Annotated in this window: 13 protein-coding genes and 1 tRNA gene; 2 read left to right on the top strand and 12 right to left on the bottom strand. The window is 75.9% G+C overall.

Annotated features, from left to right (window positions below):
• Window positions 1-110: 110 nt before the first annotated feature.
• The 12 genes from FB586_RS08660 to argS form a co-directional block, all read right to left on the bottom strand.
• Window positions 111-584 (bottom strand): Cg1360 family ATP-synthase-associated protein, encoded by a 474-nt coding sequence (locus tag FB586_RS08660; protein WP_306419154.1) that lies wholly within the window; start codon window positions 582-584, stop codon window positions 111-113.
• Complete coding sequence (locus FB586_RS08655) at window positions 581-1,693, bottom strand: MraY family glycosyltransferase (RefSeq protein ID WP_136518875.1); 1,113 nt, start codon at window positions 1,691-1,693, stop codon at window positions 581-583. Before FB586_RS08655 ends, FB586_RS08660 begins: the two co-directional genes overlap by 4 nt.
• Window positions 1,690-2,463, bottom strand: a complete 774-nt coding sequence (locus tag FB586_RS08650) for an L-threonylcarbamoyladenylate synthase (protein ID WP_136518874.1) — start codon at window positions 2,461-2,463, stop codon at window positions 1,690-1,692. The genes FB586_RS08655 and FB586_RS08650 overlap by 4 nt, the downstream gene beginning before the upstream one ends.
• On the bottom strand, window positions 2,460-3,392 hold the full coding sequence (gene prmC / locus FB586_RS08645) for a peptide chain release factor N(5)-glutamine methyltransferase (RefSeq protein ID WP_136518873.1): 933 nt from the start codon (window positions 3,390-3,392) through the stop codon (window positions 2,460-2,462). Before prmC ends, FB586_RS08650 begins: the two co-directional genes overlap by 4 nt.
• A complete protein-coding gene (gene prfA / locus FB586_RS08640; RefSeq protein ID WP_246036644.1) occupies window positions 3,389-4,480 on the bottom strand; it encodes a peptide chain release factor 1 in 1,092 nt (363 codons plus the stop codon). Before prfA ends, prmC begins: the two co-directional genes overlap by 4 nt.
• Window positions 4,481-4,610: 130 nt before the next feature.
• Window positions 4,611-4,826 carry a 50S ribosomal protein L31 gene (gene rpmE, locus FB586_RS08635; protein ID WP_136518871.1) on the bottom strand — a complete coding sequence of 72 codons (216 nt, stop codon included), beginning with the start codon at window positions 4,824-4,826 and terminating at the stop codon, window positions 4,611-4,613.
• 132 nt (window positions 4,827-4,958) lie between these two features.
• Window positions 4,959-7,031, bottom strand: a complete 2,073-nt coding sequence (rho, locus tag FB586_RS08630) for a transcription termination factor Rho (RefSeq protein WP_136518870.1) — start codon at window positions 7,029-7,031, stop codon at window positions 4,959-4,961.
• A 372-nt stretch (window positions 7,032-7,403) separates the two neighbouring features.
• The gene (thrB, locus tag FB586_RS08625; RefSeq protein WP_136518869.1) at window positions 7,404-8,393 is read right to left on the bottom strand and encodes a homoserine kinase; all 990 of its coding nucleotides are present in this window, start codon (window positions 8,391-8,393) and stop codon (window positions 7,404-7,406) included.
• Window positions 8,394-8,396: 3 nt separating this feature from the next.
• The gene (gene thrC / locus FB586_RS08620) at window positions 8,397-9,488 is read right to left on the bottom strand and encodes a threonine synthase (protein WP_136518868.1); all 1,092 of its coding nucleotides are present in this window, start codon (window positions 9,486-9,488) and stop codon (window positions 8,397-8,399) included.
• A 62-nt stretch (window positions 9,489-9,550) separates the two neighbouring features.
• Entirely contained in the window at window positions 9,551-10,873 is a 1,323-nt protein-coding gene (locus tag FB586_RS08615) for a homoserine dehydrogenase (protein WP_136518867.1), read from the bottom strand.
• Window positions 10,874-11,002: 129 nt separating this feature from the next.
• Window positions 11,003-12,388 (bottom strand): diaminopimelate decarboxylase, encoded by a 1,386-nt coding sequence (lysA, locus tag FB586_RS08610; RefSeq protein ID WP_136518866.1) that lies wholly within the window; start codon window positions 12,386-12,388, stop codon window positions 11,003-11,005.
• Window positions 12,385-14,067, bottom strand: coding sequence for an arginine--tRNA ligase (gene argS / locus FB586_RS08605; protein ID WP_136518865.1), 1,683 nt, complete (start codon window positions 14,065-14,067; stop codon window positions 12,385-12,387). The genes lysA and argS overlap by 4 nt, the downstream gene beginning before the upstream one ends.
• 210 nt (window positions 14,068-14,277) lie before the next feature.
• Between argS and FB586_RS08600 the strand changes: the two genes are divergently transcribed.
• Both FB586_RS08600 and FB586_RS08595 read left to right on the top strand, forming a co-directional pair.
• Entirely contained in the window at window positions 14,278-14,931 is a 654-nt protein-coding gene (locus FB586_RS08600) for a FadR/GntR family transcriptional regulator (protein WP_136518864.1), read from the top strand.
• 103 nt (window positions 14,932-15,034) lie between these two features.
• Window positions 15,035-15,110, top strand: a tRNA-Arg gene (locus FB586_RS08595).
• The last annotated feature ends 8 nt before the right edge of the window (window positions 15,111-15,118 follow it).

Below are 15,118 nucleotides of genomic sequence, written 5' to 3'. Positions count from 1 at the left end.
GCCGCCTCGTCGCGGGCACACCGGTGACACCTGGCCGTCGTGGATGGAGTGAAGCCTAACCCATCACCCGAGGGGTTCAGGACGCCCTGTCCCACCCGCCCGGGTGACGCTCATCGCCCCGTCGCGCCGGGCTCGACGTAGGGCACGCGGCCCCCGTTCACGGCCCGGAAGTCGAGCACCGCGGAGCCGACGACGCCCAGCGCGAGCACCGCCGCGAGCACGCCGCGGTGGTAGAAGTCCATGTCCCGGATCAGCGCGAGCACGACGATGACGACGAGCACCTTCGCGAGCCAGGTGCCCATGACGACCGCGGCCATCGTGTTCGGCGAGGAGTCGATCGTGCGGATCATCGCCACGACCGTCGTGCCCGAGAACACGAGCGCCAGCGCGACGCCGATGAGCGCGCCCCAGACACCGGGCAGGCCGGCGACGAGGGCGCCGACGCCGACGCCCAGCACGGCCAGGGCGACGAGGAGCACGACGGTGTCGCGCAGGGCGCGGCGGAACACGGCCCGCGCGGCCTCCTGGGCGGGGCGGACGGGCTGGTCGGCCGGCTCGACGGGTCCGGTCGGGTCGGTCGTCACGGGGATGCCTCCACGGGGGTCGGGGTGCGCCCGCGCAGCGGGCCGAGTGTGAGCAGGGTGGCGACGAGCACGCCGGCGCCGGTCGCGACGAGCACGGTCGTCGTCGACCACACCGCCAGGGAGGCGACGCCGAACGCCAGCACGGCCGTCCAGACGTACATGATGAGGACCGCGCGGCGGTGGCTGTGCCCGAGGGCCAGCAGCCGGTGGTGCAGGTGCAGACGGTCGGGGTGGAAGGGGCTCTTGCCCTTGAGCAGGCGCCGCACGATGGCCAGCCCCATGTCGAGCAGGGGCAGGACGAGCACGGCGACGGGCAGCAGGATCGGCACGTAGGCGGGGAACTGCACGCGGTCGACCACTGCCTTCGGGTCGATCTGCCCGGTCACGACGATCGCGGCCGCGGCCATGACGAAGCCGAGCAGCATCGACCCGGAGTCGCCCATGAAGATGCGCGCGGGGTAGGCGTTGTGCGGCAGGAAGCCCACGCACACCCCCACGAGCACGGCGAGCACGAGCGCGGCGAGGCTCGAGTAGTCGCCCTGGCTCGTGCCGCGCGTGAGGAGGTAGGCGTAGAGGAAGAACGCGGCGCCGCCGATCGCGAGCACGCCGGCCGCGAGGCCGTCGAGCCCGTCGACGAAGTTCACGGCGTTCATGGCGACCACGACCGAGACCACCGTGACGAACACCCACGTGCGCGTCGAGCCGACGAGCACCCCAGCGATCGGCAGCTGGTAGAGCAGCACGCCCTGCCAGGCCATGAAGCCGGCGGCGAGCACCTGCCCCATGAGCTTGGTGAGCCAGTCGAGGTCCCAGATGTCGTCGGCCACGCCCAGCGCGCACACGAGCGCGGCCCCGCCGACGATGCCGATGACCGGCCGGGGGTTGTCGAACAGGCCCGACAGGAACGGCAGCCGGCTCGCGATGAGCACCGCGACGAGCAGCCCCCCGAACATCGCCATGCCGCCCAGGCGCGGCGTCGGGATCGCGTGCACGTCCCGGTCGCGCACCGCCGTGATCGCACCCCAGCGCAGGGCGCACCAGCGGGCCAGCGGCGTCAGCAGGTACGTGACGACCGCCGCGATCAGCAGGACGAGCAGGTACACCCTCACGGGGCCGGGGCCTCCGGGGTGCCGTCGGTGGCGTCGCCGGTCCCGCCCTCGGGAGCCGACTCGTCCCGGCCCTCCGGTGCGTCCGTGGGGGCGGGCGCGTCGCCGCCCGCCGGCGGGGCCGGGGGCGGTGCCATCACGGGGGCGACCGCGGCCAGCGCGGCCAGGTCGATCGCGCCCAGGCGCACGACCCGCAGCACGTCGCCGGTGGCGTCGACGATCGTGGACGCCACGCCGCCGGGCGCCTGGCCGCCGTCGAGGAACACGGGCACGTGCGCCCCGAGCTGGCGGTACGCCTCCTGCGCGGTCGTGGCCGCCGGCCGCCCCGTGCGGTTCGCGCTCGAGACCGCGAGCGGCCCCGTGCGGCGCAGCAGCGCGAGGGCGACACGGTGGTCGGGCACGCGCAGCGCGACCGTGCCGTGCGTCTCCCCCAGGTCCCAGGCGAGCGACGGCTGCGCGCGCACGATCACGGTGAGCCCGCCGGGCCAGAACGCGTCAGCGAGCGCACGCACGCCGTCCGGCACGTCGGTGGCGAGGCCGTCGAGCGTGCGCACGTCGGGCATGAGGACGGGCGGGGGCATCTGCCGCCCGCGCCCCTTGGCCTCGAGCAGCGACTGGACGGCGCGGGGCGTGAACGCGTCCGCCGCGATGCCGTAGACCGTGTCGGTGGGCAGGACGACGAGCTGGCCGCGGCCGATCGCGTTCACCGCCTCGTCGAGGGCGGGGCCCCAGGTGCCCGGGTCGGTCGCGTCCTTGATGCGGATGAGACTCACGCGGGCGAGTCTCCCACGCCCGCCCGGACGACTCGCCGGGCCACGAGGGTCCGGGGGCGGCCGGTGAGGTCGGCGGCGGTGCCGACCTCCGTGAAGGCGCCGGTCGCGGCGGCGGCGGCCCGCGCGAGTGCGTCCTGCACCTCCGCGTGCTCCATGACGAGCAGACCGCCCGGGGCCAGCAGGCGGGCGGCCGCGGCGAGCACCGCGCGCGGCACGTCGAGGCCGTCGGCGCCGCCGCCGTACAGCGCGAGGTCCGGGTCGTGGTCGCGGACCTCGGGGTCCGTCGGCACCGCGTCCGGGGGGATGTAGGGAGGGTTCGACACGACCACGTCCACGGCGCCCGCGAGGTCGGCGAGCAGGGCGGGGTCCTGCACGTCCGCCTGCTCCACGCGGACGTCGTCGGCGCCGACGGCCGCGGCGTTGCGCCGCGTCAGCGCCACCGCCGCGGGCGAGAGGTCGACCGCCACGACGCGGGCACCCGGTACCTCCGTCGCCACCGCCAGCGCGATCGCCCCCGTGCCCGTGCACAGGTCGACGACGACCGGGGTGCGGCCGGCGGCGAGCACGCGACGCGCCTCGTCCACCGCGGGCTGGGCGACCGTCTCCGTCTCCGGCCGGGGGACGAACACCCCGGGCTCCACGTGCAGCGTCAGCCAGCGGAACGTCGTGCGCCCGGTGATGTGCTGGAGCGGCTCGCGCCGGCGCCGCCGCTCCACGAGGGCCGCGAACGCGGCGCCGAACCCGTGGGGCAGCGCCGGCGGCAGCACGAGGTCGACCCGCTCGCGGCCGAGCGCGTGGGCGGCCAGCGCGAGCGCGTCGTGCCGGGGCGAGCCGACACCGGCCTCCGCCAGGACCCGCGCCGCCCCGTCGACGTAGGCGCGCAGCGTCACGCCGTCCGTCGCGCCGCCCGGCGCCCCGGCCGCGCTCACGCGCCCGCCGCCGCCAGGCGCGCCGCCTCGTCCGCCTGCACGGCGGACGCGACGACGGGCCCGAGGTCGCCGTCGAGCACCTGGTCGAGGTTGTACGCCTTGTACCCGGTCCGGTGGTCGGCGATGCGGTTCTCCGGGAAGTTGTACGTCCGGATGCGCTCGGAGCGGTCGACCGTGCGCACCTGCGAGCGGCGGGCCTCGCTCGCGGCGGCCGCCGCCTCCTCCTGGCGGGCCGCCAGCAGGCGCGCCCGCAGCACGCGCATCGCCTGCTCGCGGTTCTGAAGCTGGGACTTCTCGTTCTGCATCGACACGACGATGCCCGTGGGCAGGTGCGTGATCCGCACGGCGGAGTCCGTCGTGTTCACGGACTGCCCGCCGGGACCGGACGAGCGGTAGACGTCGATGCGCAGGTCGTTCTGGTCGATCGCCACCTCGCCCTCGTCGTCGGCCTCCGGGAAGACCATGACGCCGGCGGCGGACGTGTGGATCCGGCCCTGCGACTCCGTGACGGGCACCCGCTGCACGCGGTGCACGCCGCCCTCGTACTTCAGGTGCGCCCACACCCCGTCCTCCGGGGCACCGGCCGTGCGGGCCTTCACGGCCACCTGCACGTCCTTGTACCCGCCGAGGTCGGACTCGGTGGCCTCGAGCACCTGGACGCTCCAGCCCATGCGCTCGGCGTAGCGCGAGTACATCCGCAGCAGGTCGCCCGCGAACAGCGCGGACTCCTCGCCGCCCTCCCCCGCCTTGATCTCGAGGATGACGTCGCGCCCGTCGTCCGGGTCGCGCGGCACGAGCACGCGGCGCAGCCGCTCCGCGGCCTCGTCCGCCGCCGTGCGCAGGGCGGGCACCTCGGCGGCGAACGACGCGTCCTCGGCCGCCAGCTCGGCGGCCGCCTGCGCGTCGTCCTGCGCGCTCCGCCACGTCCGGTACGCCTGGACGACCGGCCCCAGCTCGGCGTACCGGCGGCCGAGGCGGCGGGCCCGCCCGGCGTCGGCGTGCACCGCGGGGTCGGCGAGCTGCGCCTCGATGTCCGCGTGCTCCGCGAGCAGCGGGGCGAGGGCCGGCGGGGTGCCGTCGTGGGTCACGGGTCTCCTGGGTGGCGTGCGGTGGCGGCCGGCCGCGGACGGCCGGGAACGACGCAGCGCCGGTGCATCGGCGCGGGCACGACCATGGAGGGCCGTCGTCCGCGCCGTGCACCGGCGCTGGGCGGAGGAGCTACTTGCCGGACTTCTTGCCGTAGCGGGCCTCGAAGCGGGCCACGCGGCCGCCGGTGTCCAGGATCTTCTGCTTGCCCGTGTAGAACGGGTGGCAGGCGCTGCAGACGTCGGCGTGGATCTTGCCGTCGGCGACGGTCGACTTGGTGGTGAACGTGTTGCCGCAGGTGCAGGTGACCTCGGTGACGACGTACTCCGGGTGGATGCCAGACTTCACGGTTCTCTCCTAGCGGGGGGTGTCTCCGGGTCCGGACGCGCCGTTCGCGCCGGTGAACCGCAGACCAGCGGACCATTGTGCCAGAACGCGGCACGGCCCCGGAATCTTCCCGTCGGGGCCGTGCGCGAGGGGTCAGACGACCTTGCCGACGCCCTCCTCGAGCGCGTGGCCGTTGGTGCCCGGCGTCGTCTTCTGCACCTGGAGCAGGAACTCGACGTTCGACTTCGTCTCCCGCAGCTTGCCGAGCAGGAGCTCGATGGCCTGCTGCTGGTCGAGCGCGCCGAGCACACGACGGAGCTTGTAGACGATCTTCAGCTCGTCGCTGCTCATGAGCACCTCCTCGCGGCGGGTGCCCGAGGCGTTGACGTCGACCGCCGGGAAGATGCGCTTGTCGGCGAGCTGGCGCGACAGGCGCAGCTCCATGTTCCCGGTGCCCTTGAACTCCTCGAAGATGACCTCGTCCATCTTCGACCCGGTCTCCACCAGGGCCGAGGCGAGGATCGTCAGGGAACCGCCGTTCTCGATGTTGCGGGCGGCACCGAAGAACCGCTTCGGCGGGTACAGGGCGGAGGCGTCGACGCCGCCCGACAGGATGCGGCCCGACGCCGGCGCGGCCAGGTTGTAGGCGCGCGACAGCCGGGTCAGGGAGTCGAGCAGCACGACGACGTCCTGGCCCAGCTCGACCAGGCGCTTCGCGCGCTCGATGGCGAGCTCGGCCACGATCGTGTGGTCCGACGCGGGGCGGTCGAACGTCGAGGCGATGACCTCGCCCTTGACCGTCCGCTGCATGTCCGTGACCTCCTCGGGGCGCTCGTCGACGAGCACGACCATGAGGTGGACCTCGGGGTTGTTCGCGGTGATCGCGTTCGCGATCTGCTGCATGACGATCGTCTTGCCGGCCTTCGGCGGCGCGACGATGAGGCCGCGCTGGCCCTTGCCGATCGGGGCGACGATGTCGATGACGCGCGGCGTCAGACGGCCCGGCTCGGTCTCCAGCCGCAGGCGCTCCTGCGGGTAGAGCGGCGTGAGCTTGGTGAACTCGGGGCGCTGGCGCGCCTCCTCCGGGCTCATGCCGTTGACGGTGTCGAGGCGGACGAGCGCGTTGAACTTGTTCGGGCGGTTGCCCTGCGGCTGCGGGTCGCCCTCACGCGGCTGGCGCACGGCCCCGGTGACCGCGTCGCCGCGGCGCAGGCCGTACTTCTTCACCTGGTTCAGCGACACGTAGACGTCACCGGCGCCCGGCAGGTAGCCGGACGTGCGGACGAACGCGTACGACTCCAGCACGTCGAGCACGCCCGCGACGGGCAGCAGGACGTCGTCCTCGTCGAGCTCGACCTCGTCGATGCCGCCGAGCTCGCCCTGGCCGCGGCCGCGGCCGCGCTTGCGGTCACGGTCGCGGTAGCGGTCCCGCGAGCGGCGGCGGCGGCCGCCGCGCTCGTCGCCCTCGTCCTGGCGGTCCTCGCGCGCGTCGCGGCCGGGCCGCTCGCCGCGGTCCTGCTGCGCGGGCTGCGCGTCGCGCACGGGCTGCTGGCGGTCGCCGCGGCGGCCGTCGGCGGCACGGTCGCCCTGCTCCTCGCGCGGGGCGACCTCGACCGGCGCACCCGCGTCCCGCGCGGCGCGGCGCGACCGGCGCCCGCCGTTCTCGGCACCGCGCGCGCCGCGGTCGTCGCGCTCGTCGGAGCCGGCGCCCATCCGGGCGTCCAGCGCGGCCTCGAGGCCCGCCAGCGCGTCCCGGTCGCTGCGCTCGACGGCGGCGTCGTCGTTCTGCGGGGCCGGCGTGCGGGGCGCCCGGGTCTGCGGGGCGTCCGCCTGCGGGCCCGCCTCGTCGCCGGCCGTGGCCGCGGCCTCGGGACGCTCGGCGCGCACGCGCTCGGCGCGGGTGGCGCGCTCGCGCCGCGGGGCGCGGGCCGTCGCGGGCGCGTCGGCGACGGTGGTGTCGGTGGTGTCGGTGTCGGTGCCGGCCTCGGCCGGCGCCGTCCCGGCGCGGCGCGTGGTCGCGCGCGTCTCGGTCGCGGGCGCGGTGGCCTGGACGCGCTCGGCGGGGCGGTCGCCGGACCGTGCGGCGGAGATCGCCTGCACGAGGTCGCCCTTGCGCATCTTGCTCGTGCCCTTGACGCCGAGCTGCGAGGCGAGCGCCTGCAGCTCCGGCAGGCGCATCGCGGAGATGGCACCGGTGGTCGCCGCGGCGTCGATGGTGTCTGTCACGAAGGATCCTTCCCCCTCGGCGGGGCCCCTCCCGGTCCACCCGGGCGGGGGTCTGCGTCCGGCCGGTGCGGTCGGACGGCGGTGTGCCACGCGCGCCGCGTACGACGGGGTCTGCTCACGCGGGCGGGGCGTCCCCCTCGTCGTCGACTCGTGGGACCGTCTGGCGCCGATCGCGGGGACGTCCGGCGACCGTCGGCACCGCAGCGGCGGCGTGTTCCGTGAGGTCGGGGTTCCGGGAGTCCGGTTTCCGCAGTCGATCCACAGGGGGCCGGAGGACGAGGTCCGGGGAACGCGTCGATGCTACCACCGCGGCCCTCCGCCGGGGTCAGGCCCGGCACGCGGCGCGCCCGCGGACCGGTGCGGAGGGGCAGCTCAGTCGAGCAGCGCGCGGACCGTGGCTCCGGCGTCGTCGACCGGTAGCCGCAGGACCCGCCAGCCCGCCATGACCCCGCCGAACGCGTCGGCGACGGCCGCGTCGGCGTCCGTCGCGCGGCCGTCGGGCACGTCGTCACCGGCCCTGCCAGCGGTCGCGTCGCCACCGCGCGCGAGCGCCAGCACGGTCGGACCCGCCCCGGACACCACCGCCGCGACCCCGCGCGCGCGCAGCGCGTCGACCAGGGCGAGGGACTCGGGCATGACCGAGCGCCGGTACCCCTGGTGCAGGCGGTCCCCCGTGGCGTCGAGCAGCAGGTCCGGGCGGCGGCCGAGCGCCTCGACCAGCAGCCCCGCCCGGCCGGCCTGCCACGCCGCGTCGGCGTGCGGCACCTGCGCCGGGAGCACCCCGCGTGCGGCGTGGGTCGACAGGTGCTGCGGCGGGACGACGGCCAGCGGGGCCACGTCGTCGTGCACGGGCAGGCGGACGGCGCGCACGCCGGCGGTGCCGCCGCCCTCGCCGTCGGCCGTCCACGCGAGCGTCAGCCCCCCGAGCAGCGCGGGCGCCGCGTTGTCCGGGTGCCCCTCCAGCTCGGTCGCGAGCGCGAGCGCGTCGTCGCCCCCGAGCACGTCCGGGTCGCCGACCAGGCCGCGCGCGGCGAGGACGCCCGCGACGACCGCCGCCGCGGACGACCCGAGGCCGCGCCCGTGCGGGATGCGGTTGCGGCACACGAGGTGCAGCCCCGTCTGCGGCGCACCGACGCGGTCGAGCGCGGCGCGCAGCGCACGCACCACGAGGTGGCGCTCGTCGTCGGGCACCTGCCCGGCGCCCTCCCCCTCCACCTCGACCCGGACCCCGGGCGACGCGACGGCGCGCACGTCGAGCTCGTCGTGCAGCCCGAGGGCGAGGCCGAGCGCGTCGAAACCCGGTCCGAGGTTCGCGGAGGTGGCGGGGACGCGCACCCGCACGTGCGCCGCGCGCAGCCGCACGGCTCAGCCCAGGCCGAGCGCGTCGGCGATCGACACGACGTCGGCCTGCACCCGCACGGGCACGACCTCGCCCCCGTCGGCCCTGCGCAGCGCCCACTGGGGGTCCTTGAGCCCGTGGCCGGTGACCGTGACGACGATGCGTGCGCCGGCGGGGACCTCCCCGGCCTCGGCACGCGCGAGCAGGCCCGCGACGCCCGCCGCCGACGCGGGCTCGACGAACACGCCCGCCTCGGCCGACAGCACGCGGTGCGCGGCCAGGATCTGCTCGTCGGTGACCGCGGCGATGACGCCGCCCGACACGTCCCGCGCCTCCTCGGCCTGCTGCCAGGAGGCGGGGTTGCCGATACGGATCGCGGTCGCGATCGTCTCGGGGTGGTCGATCGGGTGGCCGGCGACGATCGGTGCCGCGCCCGCCGCCTGGAAGCCCCACATGACCGGGGTGCGCGTCGCCACGGCCGGCAGAGTGCCGCCCGCGTCCAGGCCCGCGTACTCGCGGTAGCCCTTCCAGTACGCGGTGATGTTGCCCGCGTTGCCGACGGGCAGGACGTGCACGTCGGGGGCGTCGCCGAGCGCGTCGACGACCTCGAACGCGGCGGTCTTCTGCCCCTCGATGCGGTCGGGGTTCACGGAGTTCACGAGCTCGACCGGGTACGCGTCGGCGAGCTTGCGGGCGGCGACCAGGCAGTCGTCGAAGTTGCCGTCGACCTGCAGCAGCCGCGCACCGTGCGCGATGGCCTGCGAGAGCTTGCCCATCGCGATCTTGCCGTCCGGCACCAGCACCGCGCAGAGCATGCCGGCGCGCGTCGCGTACGCCGCCGCCGAGGCCGACGTGTTGCCGGTGGACGCGCACACGACCGCCTGCGCGCCGCGGGCGGCGGCGGCCGACATCGCCGTCGTCATGCCGCGGTCCTTGAACGACCCGGTCGGGTTCATGCCCTCGACCTTGAGGAACACCTCGGCGCCCGTGCGCTGCGACAGGACCGGCGCGGGCACGAGCGGCGTGCCGCCCTCGCCCAGCGTGACGACCCGCTCCTGGACGTGCGCGGGCAGGCGGTCGGCGTACTCGGCGATGACGCCGCGCCACTGGTGTGCCATGGGTTCCTCGTTCGGGTGCGGGCCCCGGCCGGGCGTCGGGGCGGTCGTGCGGGTGGGGAGGGTCAGAGGACGGGCAGCACGGAGACGACGCGGTGCACGACGTCGAGCGCGGCGACCGACTCGACCGTGCTGCGCAGCGCGCGCTCGGCGGCGGTGTGCGTCGTGATGACGAGCGTGGCGACGCCCTCGCCGTCCGGGGAAGACGGGTCGGCGGGGGGCGTCTGGCGCACGGCCTCGATCGACACGTCCTGCGCCGCGAGCTCGGCGGCGACGCGCGCGAGCACACCGGGACGGTCGGCGACCTCGAGGCGCAGCTGGCAGCGGGTGCGCGCGTCGCCGGCGTCGAGCACGGGCAGGTCGGCGTAGGACGACTCGACCGGGCCCTTGCCCCCGAGCACGCGGTGCCGGGCCACCTGCACCAGGTCGCCGAGCACCGCCGACGACGTCGGCGCCCCGCCGGCGCCGCGGCCGTAGAACATGAGCTCGCCGGCGGCCTCCGCCTCGACGAACACGGCGTTGAACGCGCCGCGGACGCCCGCGAGCGGATGCCCCGAGGGAACCAGCGCCGGGTGCACGCGCACGAGCACGCCCGCGCCGTCGTCGGCGCGCTCGGCGACCGCGAGGAGCTTGACGACGTGCCCCGTGCGCGCCGCCCACGCGACGTCCTCCGCGGTGACGCCGGTGATGCCCGTGCGGTCCACGTCGTCCAGGCCCACGCGGGTGTGGAAGGCGAGCGAGGCGAGGATCGCGGCCTTCGCCGCGGCGTCGTACCCCTCCACGTCGGCCGTCGGGTCGGCCTCGGCGTACCCGAGCGCCTGTGCCTCGCGCACCGCGGCGTCGAGGTCGAGCCCCTCGGTCGCCATGCGGTCCAGCACGTAGTTCGTCGTGCCGTTGACGATCCCGAGGACGCGCTGCACGGTGTCGCCCGCGAGGGACTCGCGCACCGGCCGCACGATCGGGATCGCACCGGCGACGGCCGCCTCGAAGTAGAGGTCGACGCCCGCGGCGTCGGCGGCGGCGTAGAGGGTCGGGCCGTCCTGCGCGAGCAGGGCCTTGTTCGCCGTCACCACGGACGCGCCGTGCTCCACGGCGTGCAGCAGCAGCGTGCGCGCGCGCTCGACGCCGCCCATGAGCTCGACGACCACGTCCGCCTTCTCGACGAGCGCCGTGGCGTCCGTGGTCAGCAGGCCGCGGTCGACGACGGGGTCGCGCGGCGCGTCGGCGTCGCGCACCGCGATGCCGACGATCTCGAGCGGCGCACCGACGCGCGCGGCGAGCTCGTCCGCCTCCGTCACCAGGCGGCGCACGACCTCCGTCCCGACGACGCCGCAGCCGAGGACGGCGACGCGCAGGGGCGGGTGGGCGGACGACGACGGGTGGGGCACGTCAGCTGCCTCTCGGTGGTGCGGGACGGGACCGGGGCGGGCCCGGCCGGGCGCTGCCCAGGATAGGGGTGCGCCGTCGGCGACCGCGGCCGTGTCCAGCCGGGGTGCCGGTGCGGCGCCCCGGCCGGCTCAGTCGCCGCAGACGTCGAGCGCGAGCAGGTCCTGGACCGTCTCGCGGCGGACCAGGATGCGCGCCGCCCCGTCCCGCACGGCCACCACGGGCGGCCGCGTCAGCAGGTTGTAGTTCGACGCCATCGAGCGCCCGTACGCACCGGTCGCCGGGACGGCCAGCAGGTCGCCGGCACGCACGTCCGCCGGCAGCCGGACCTCGTGGACCACGATGTCGCCGCTCTCGCAGTGCTTGCCGACGACCCGCGCCAGCACGGGCTCGGCGTCCGACGTCCGGCTGACGACCTCCGCGTGGTACGCGGCGCCGTACAGGGCGGGGCGGATGTTGTCGCTCATGCCGCCGTCGACCGAGACGTACGTGCGGACGCGGCCGTCGTCGAGCCGCACGGGCTTGACCGTCCCCACGCGGTAGAGCGTGAGGCCGGCCGGGCCGACGATCGCGCGACCCGGCTCGATGGACAGCCGCGGCACGTCGGTGCCGAGCGCGCGGACCGCCGCGGCGACGGCCCCGACGACCTCGTCGGCGACGCGCACCGGGTCGATCGCCTCGTCCCCGGGCAGGTACGCGATGCCGTAGCCGCCGCCGAGGTCGACCTCCTCCACGAGCACGCCGGAGCGGGCTGCCAGCTCGGCGCGCAGCGCGAGCACCTTGTGCGCGGCCGCGGCGAAGCCGGAGGAGTCGAGGATCTGCGAGCCGATGTGCGAGTGCAGGCCGAGCAGGTGCAGCTCGGGCCGGGCGAGCACGCGCAGCAGGGCCGTCAGCGCGGGGCTGTCGCCGCCGTCCGGGCCCGCGGCCACGGACAGGCCGAACTTCTGGTCCTCGTGGGCGGTGGAGATGAACTCGTGCCCCCCGGCGTGCACGCCGGTCGTGACGCGCACCATCACGGGTGCGGCCGGGGTGTCCCGGCCCTCGGCACGGCGCGCGGCGACGAGGTCGGCGAGGTGGTCGACCTCGACGAGGGAGTCGACGATGATCCGGCCGACACCGGCGTCGAGCGCCGCGTGCAGCTCGCCGTCCGACTTGTTGTTGCCGTGCAGCCCGACGTGCGCACCCGGGACGCCCGCGGCGAGCGTGACCGCGAGCTCTCCCCCGCTGGCCGTGTCGACGCCGAGGCCCTCGGCGTGGACCCACCGGGCCACGGCCCGGGACAGGAACGCCTTGCCGGCGTAGTAGACGTCGACGCGGGTGCCGGCGCGCGCCGCGGCCGCCTCGAACGCCTCGCGGTACGCCCGGGCGCGGGCCCGCAGGTCGGCCTCGTCCAGGACGTACGCCGGCGTCCCGTGCTCGGCCGCGAGCGCGCGCACGTCCACGCCGGCGACGCGCAGCGCGCCGTCGTCCCCGCGCGCGACGCCCGTCGACCAGGGCGCCCCGGCCGCGGCGCTCACATCCGCTCCGGCGCGCTCACGCCCAGCAGCGCGAGCGCGTTGGCGAGCACCTGACGCGTCGCGTCGTTGAGCCACAGGCGCGTGCGGTGCGCGTCCGTGACGGCCTCGTCCCCGAACGGGACGACGCGGCGCTTCTGGTCGTACCACTTGTGGTACGCGCCGGCGACGTCCTCCGCGTAGCGCGCCACCCGGTGGGGCTCGCGCAGCTCGCCCGCCTGCGCGACCACGCGCGGGAAGTCCGCGAGCAGGCCGAGCAGCACCGACTCCGACTCGTGGTCGAGCAGGGACGCGTCGAAGCCGTCCTCGCGCCGGACCCCGGCCTCGGCGGCGTTGCGCGCCACCGCGGCGGTCCGGGCGTGCGCGTACTGCACGTAGTAGACGGGGTTCTCGTTGCTCGCCCGCGTGAGCAGGTCGAGGTCCAGGTCGATCGGCTGGTCGCTGGACGAGCGGGACAGCGAGTACCGCGCGGCGTCGACGCCGACCGCGTCCACGAGGTCGTCGATCGTCACGACCGTGCCCGCGCGCTTGCTCATCCGCACCGGCTGCCCGTCCTTGACGAGGTTGACCAGCTGGCCGATCAGCAGCTCGAGGTTGACGTGGGGCGTGTCGCCGAACGCGGCGCACACGGCCATCATCCGGCCCACGTACCCGTGGTGGTCCGAGCCGAGCATGATGACGACGCGGTCGAAACCGCGCTCGCGCTTGTCGAGGTAGTAGGCGATGTCGCCGGCGATGTAGGCGGCCTGGCCGTCGGACTTGAGGACGACGCGGTCCTTGTCGTCGCCGAACTCGGTCGTGCGCAGCCACGTGGCGCCGTCCGCCTCGTACATGTGGCCCGACTCGCGCAGCCGCGCGATCGCCCGGTCCACCGCGCCGGACTCGTGCAGCGAGTCCTCGTGGAAGTAGACGTCGAACTCGACGCCGAAGTCGCGCAGGGACGCCTTGATCTCGTCGAACATGAGGTCGACGCCGCGCACGCGGAACGCCTCGACCGCCGCCGCGTCGTCGAGCGTGCGGGGGTCCGGCTCGCCCGCCGCGGCGGCGTCGGCCAGGATCCGCTCGGCGATGTCGGCGATGTACTGGCCGCCGTAGCCGTCCTCGGGGGCCTCCTCGCCGCGCGCACGGGCGAGCAGGGAGCGCGCGAACCGGTCGATCTGCGCCCCGTGGTCGTTGAAGTAGTACTCGCGCGTGACGTCCGCGCCGGAGGCCTCGAGCACGCGGGCGAGGCTGTCGCCGACGGCGGCCCAGCGCACCCCGCCGATGTGGATCGGGCCCGTGGGGTTGGCGGAGACGAACTCGAGGTTCACGCGGACGCCCGCGAACGTCGCGTTGCGCCCGTACGCCTCGCCCTGCTCGACGACCGAGCGGGCCAGCTCGCCGGCGGCCGCCGCGTCCAGGCGGATGTTGAGGAACCCGGGCCCGGCGATCTCGACCGCGGCGATGCCCGGCACGTCGGCGAGGCGCCGCGCGAGCTCCTCGGCGAAGGCGCGCGGGTTCGTCCCCGCCTTCTTCGCCAGCTGGAGCGCGACGTTCGTGGCCCAGTCGCCGTGCTCGCGCTGCCGCGGCCGCTCCAGGTGCACCTTGGCCGGGACGGCGGCCGGGTCGAGGGCGAACGTGCCGTCGTCGACGGCGTGCACGAGGGCGCCCCGCAGGGCGTCGGCGAGCTGGTCGGGAGTCACCCCCGGATCCTACCGAGGGCCGCCGCACGCTCCCCCGTCGTTCCACCCAGGGCGGACGGTGACGCCGAGCACGCGCACGCACCCCCCGGACGAGGGTCTGGCCTGGCGCCCAGCGGCCGTGTTGACTGCAACCCCACACGTCGCGGCCGCCGTGGCGGGCCCTGCCCGCCGGCCCGCACCGCACCGCACCCCCCGAGGAGGCCGCCGCCGATGGCGCGTCGTACCGGACTCATCGACAGCGCCGTCGACGCGCTCCGGTCGCGGATCACCGCCGGCGAGTGGCCCGTCGGGTCCCGGATCCCGCCCGAGCCCGCGCTCGTCGAGCTGCTCGGGGTCGGCCGCAACACCGTGCGGGAGGCCGTGCAGTCGCTCGTCCACGCCGGGCTGCTGGAGCGGCGGCAGGGCTCGGGCACGTACGTCCTGTCCGCCTCGGAGCTCGCGGTGACGATGAGCCGGCAGATCGCGGACGCCCGCCAGCGCGACGTCGTCGAGGTGCGTCGCGCCCTGGAGATCGAGGCCGCGCGGCTCGCGGCGCACCGGCGCACCGCGACCGACGTCGCCGAGCTGCTGCGGCACCGCGACGCGCGCGCCGACGCCTACCAGGCCGGCGACCTCGACCGGATGGTCGCGACCGACCTCGCGCTGCACCGCTCGATCGTGCGCACCGCCGGCAACCCGGTGCTGCGCTCCCTGTACGACAACCTGCTCGACGCGATCGGCGAGAACATCCGCTTCAACTTCGTCACCGACGCCCACGGGCACGACTCGCACGACGGGCTGGTCGAGGCGATCGTCGCGGGGGACGAGGCCCGGGCCGTGGCCGAGACCTCCGGGTACCTCTCGGCGCTCGCCGGCGACCGCTGAGGCAGGGGCAGGGGGACGGCGGCGGCATCGCGGTGCCGCGCCACGTCGACCTGCTGGTAGTCTCGGGGATCGCGTCGACGGCCTCGTGCCGCTCGCACGCCGCGCGCCCGTAGCTCAGCGGATAGAGCGTCTGCCTCCGGAGCAGAAGGTCGAAGGTTCGAATCCTTTCGGGCGCACCAGCGCGAGA

Source organism: Cellulomonas telluris, from assembly GCF_004886325.1.
Classification (GTDB): Bacteria; Actinomycetota; Actinomycetes; order Actinomycetales; family Cellulomonadaceae; genus Cellulomonas; species Cellulomonas telluris.
This window is presented reverse-complemented; position numbering and strand designations above follow the sequence as displayed.

Coding starts and splice junctions, on each gene's coding strand:
- thrC (WP_136518868.1), bottom strand. CDS start 9,488: ATGGCACACCAGTGGCGCGGCGTCATCGCCGAGTACGCCGACCGCCTG.
- FB586_RS08600 (WP_136518864.1), top strand. CDS start 14,278: ATGGCGCGTCGTACCGGACTCATCGACAGCGCCGTCGACGCGCTCCGG.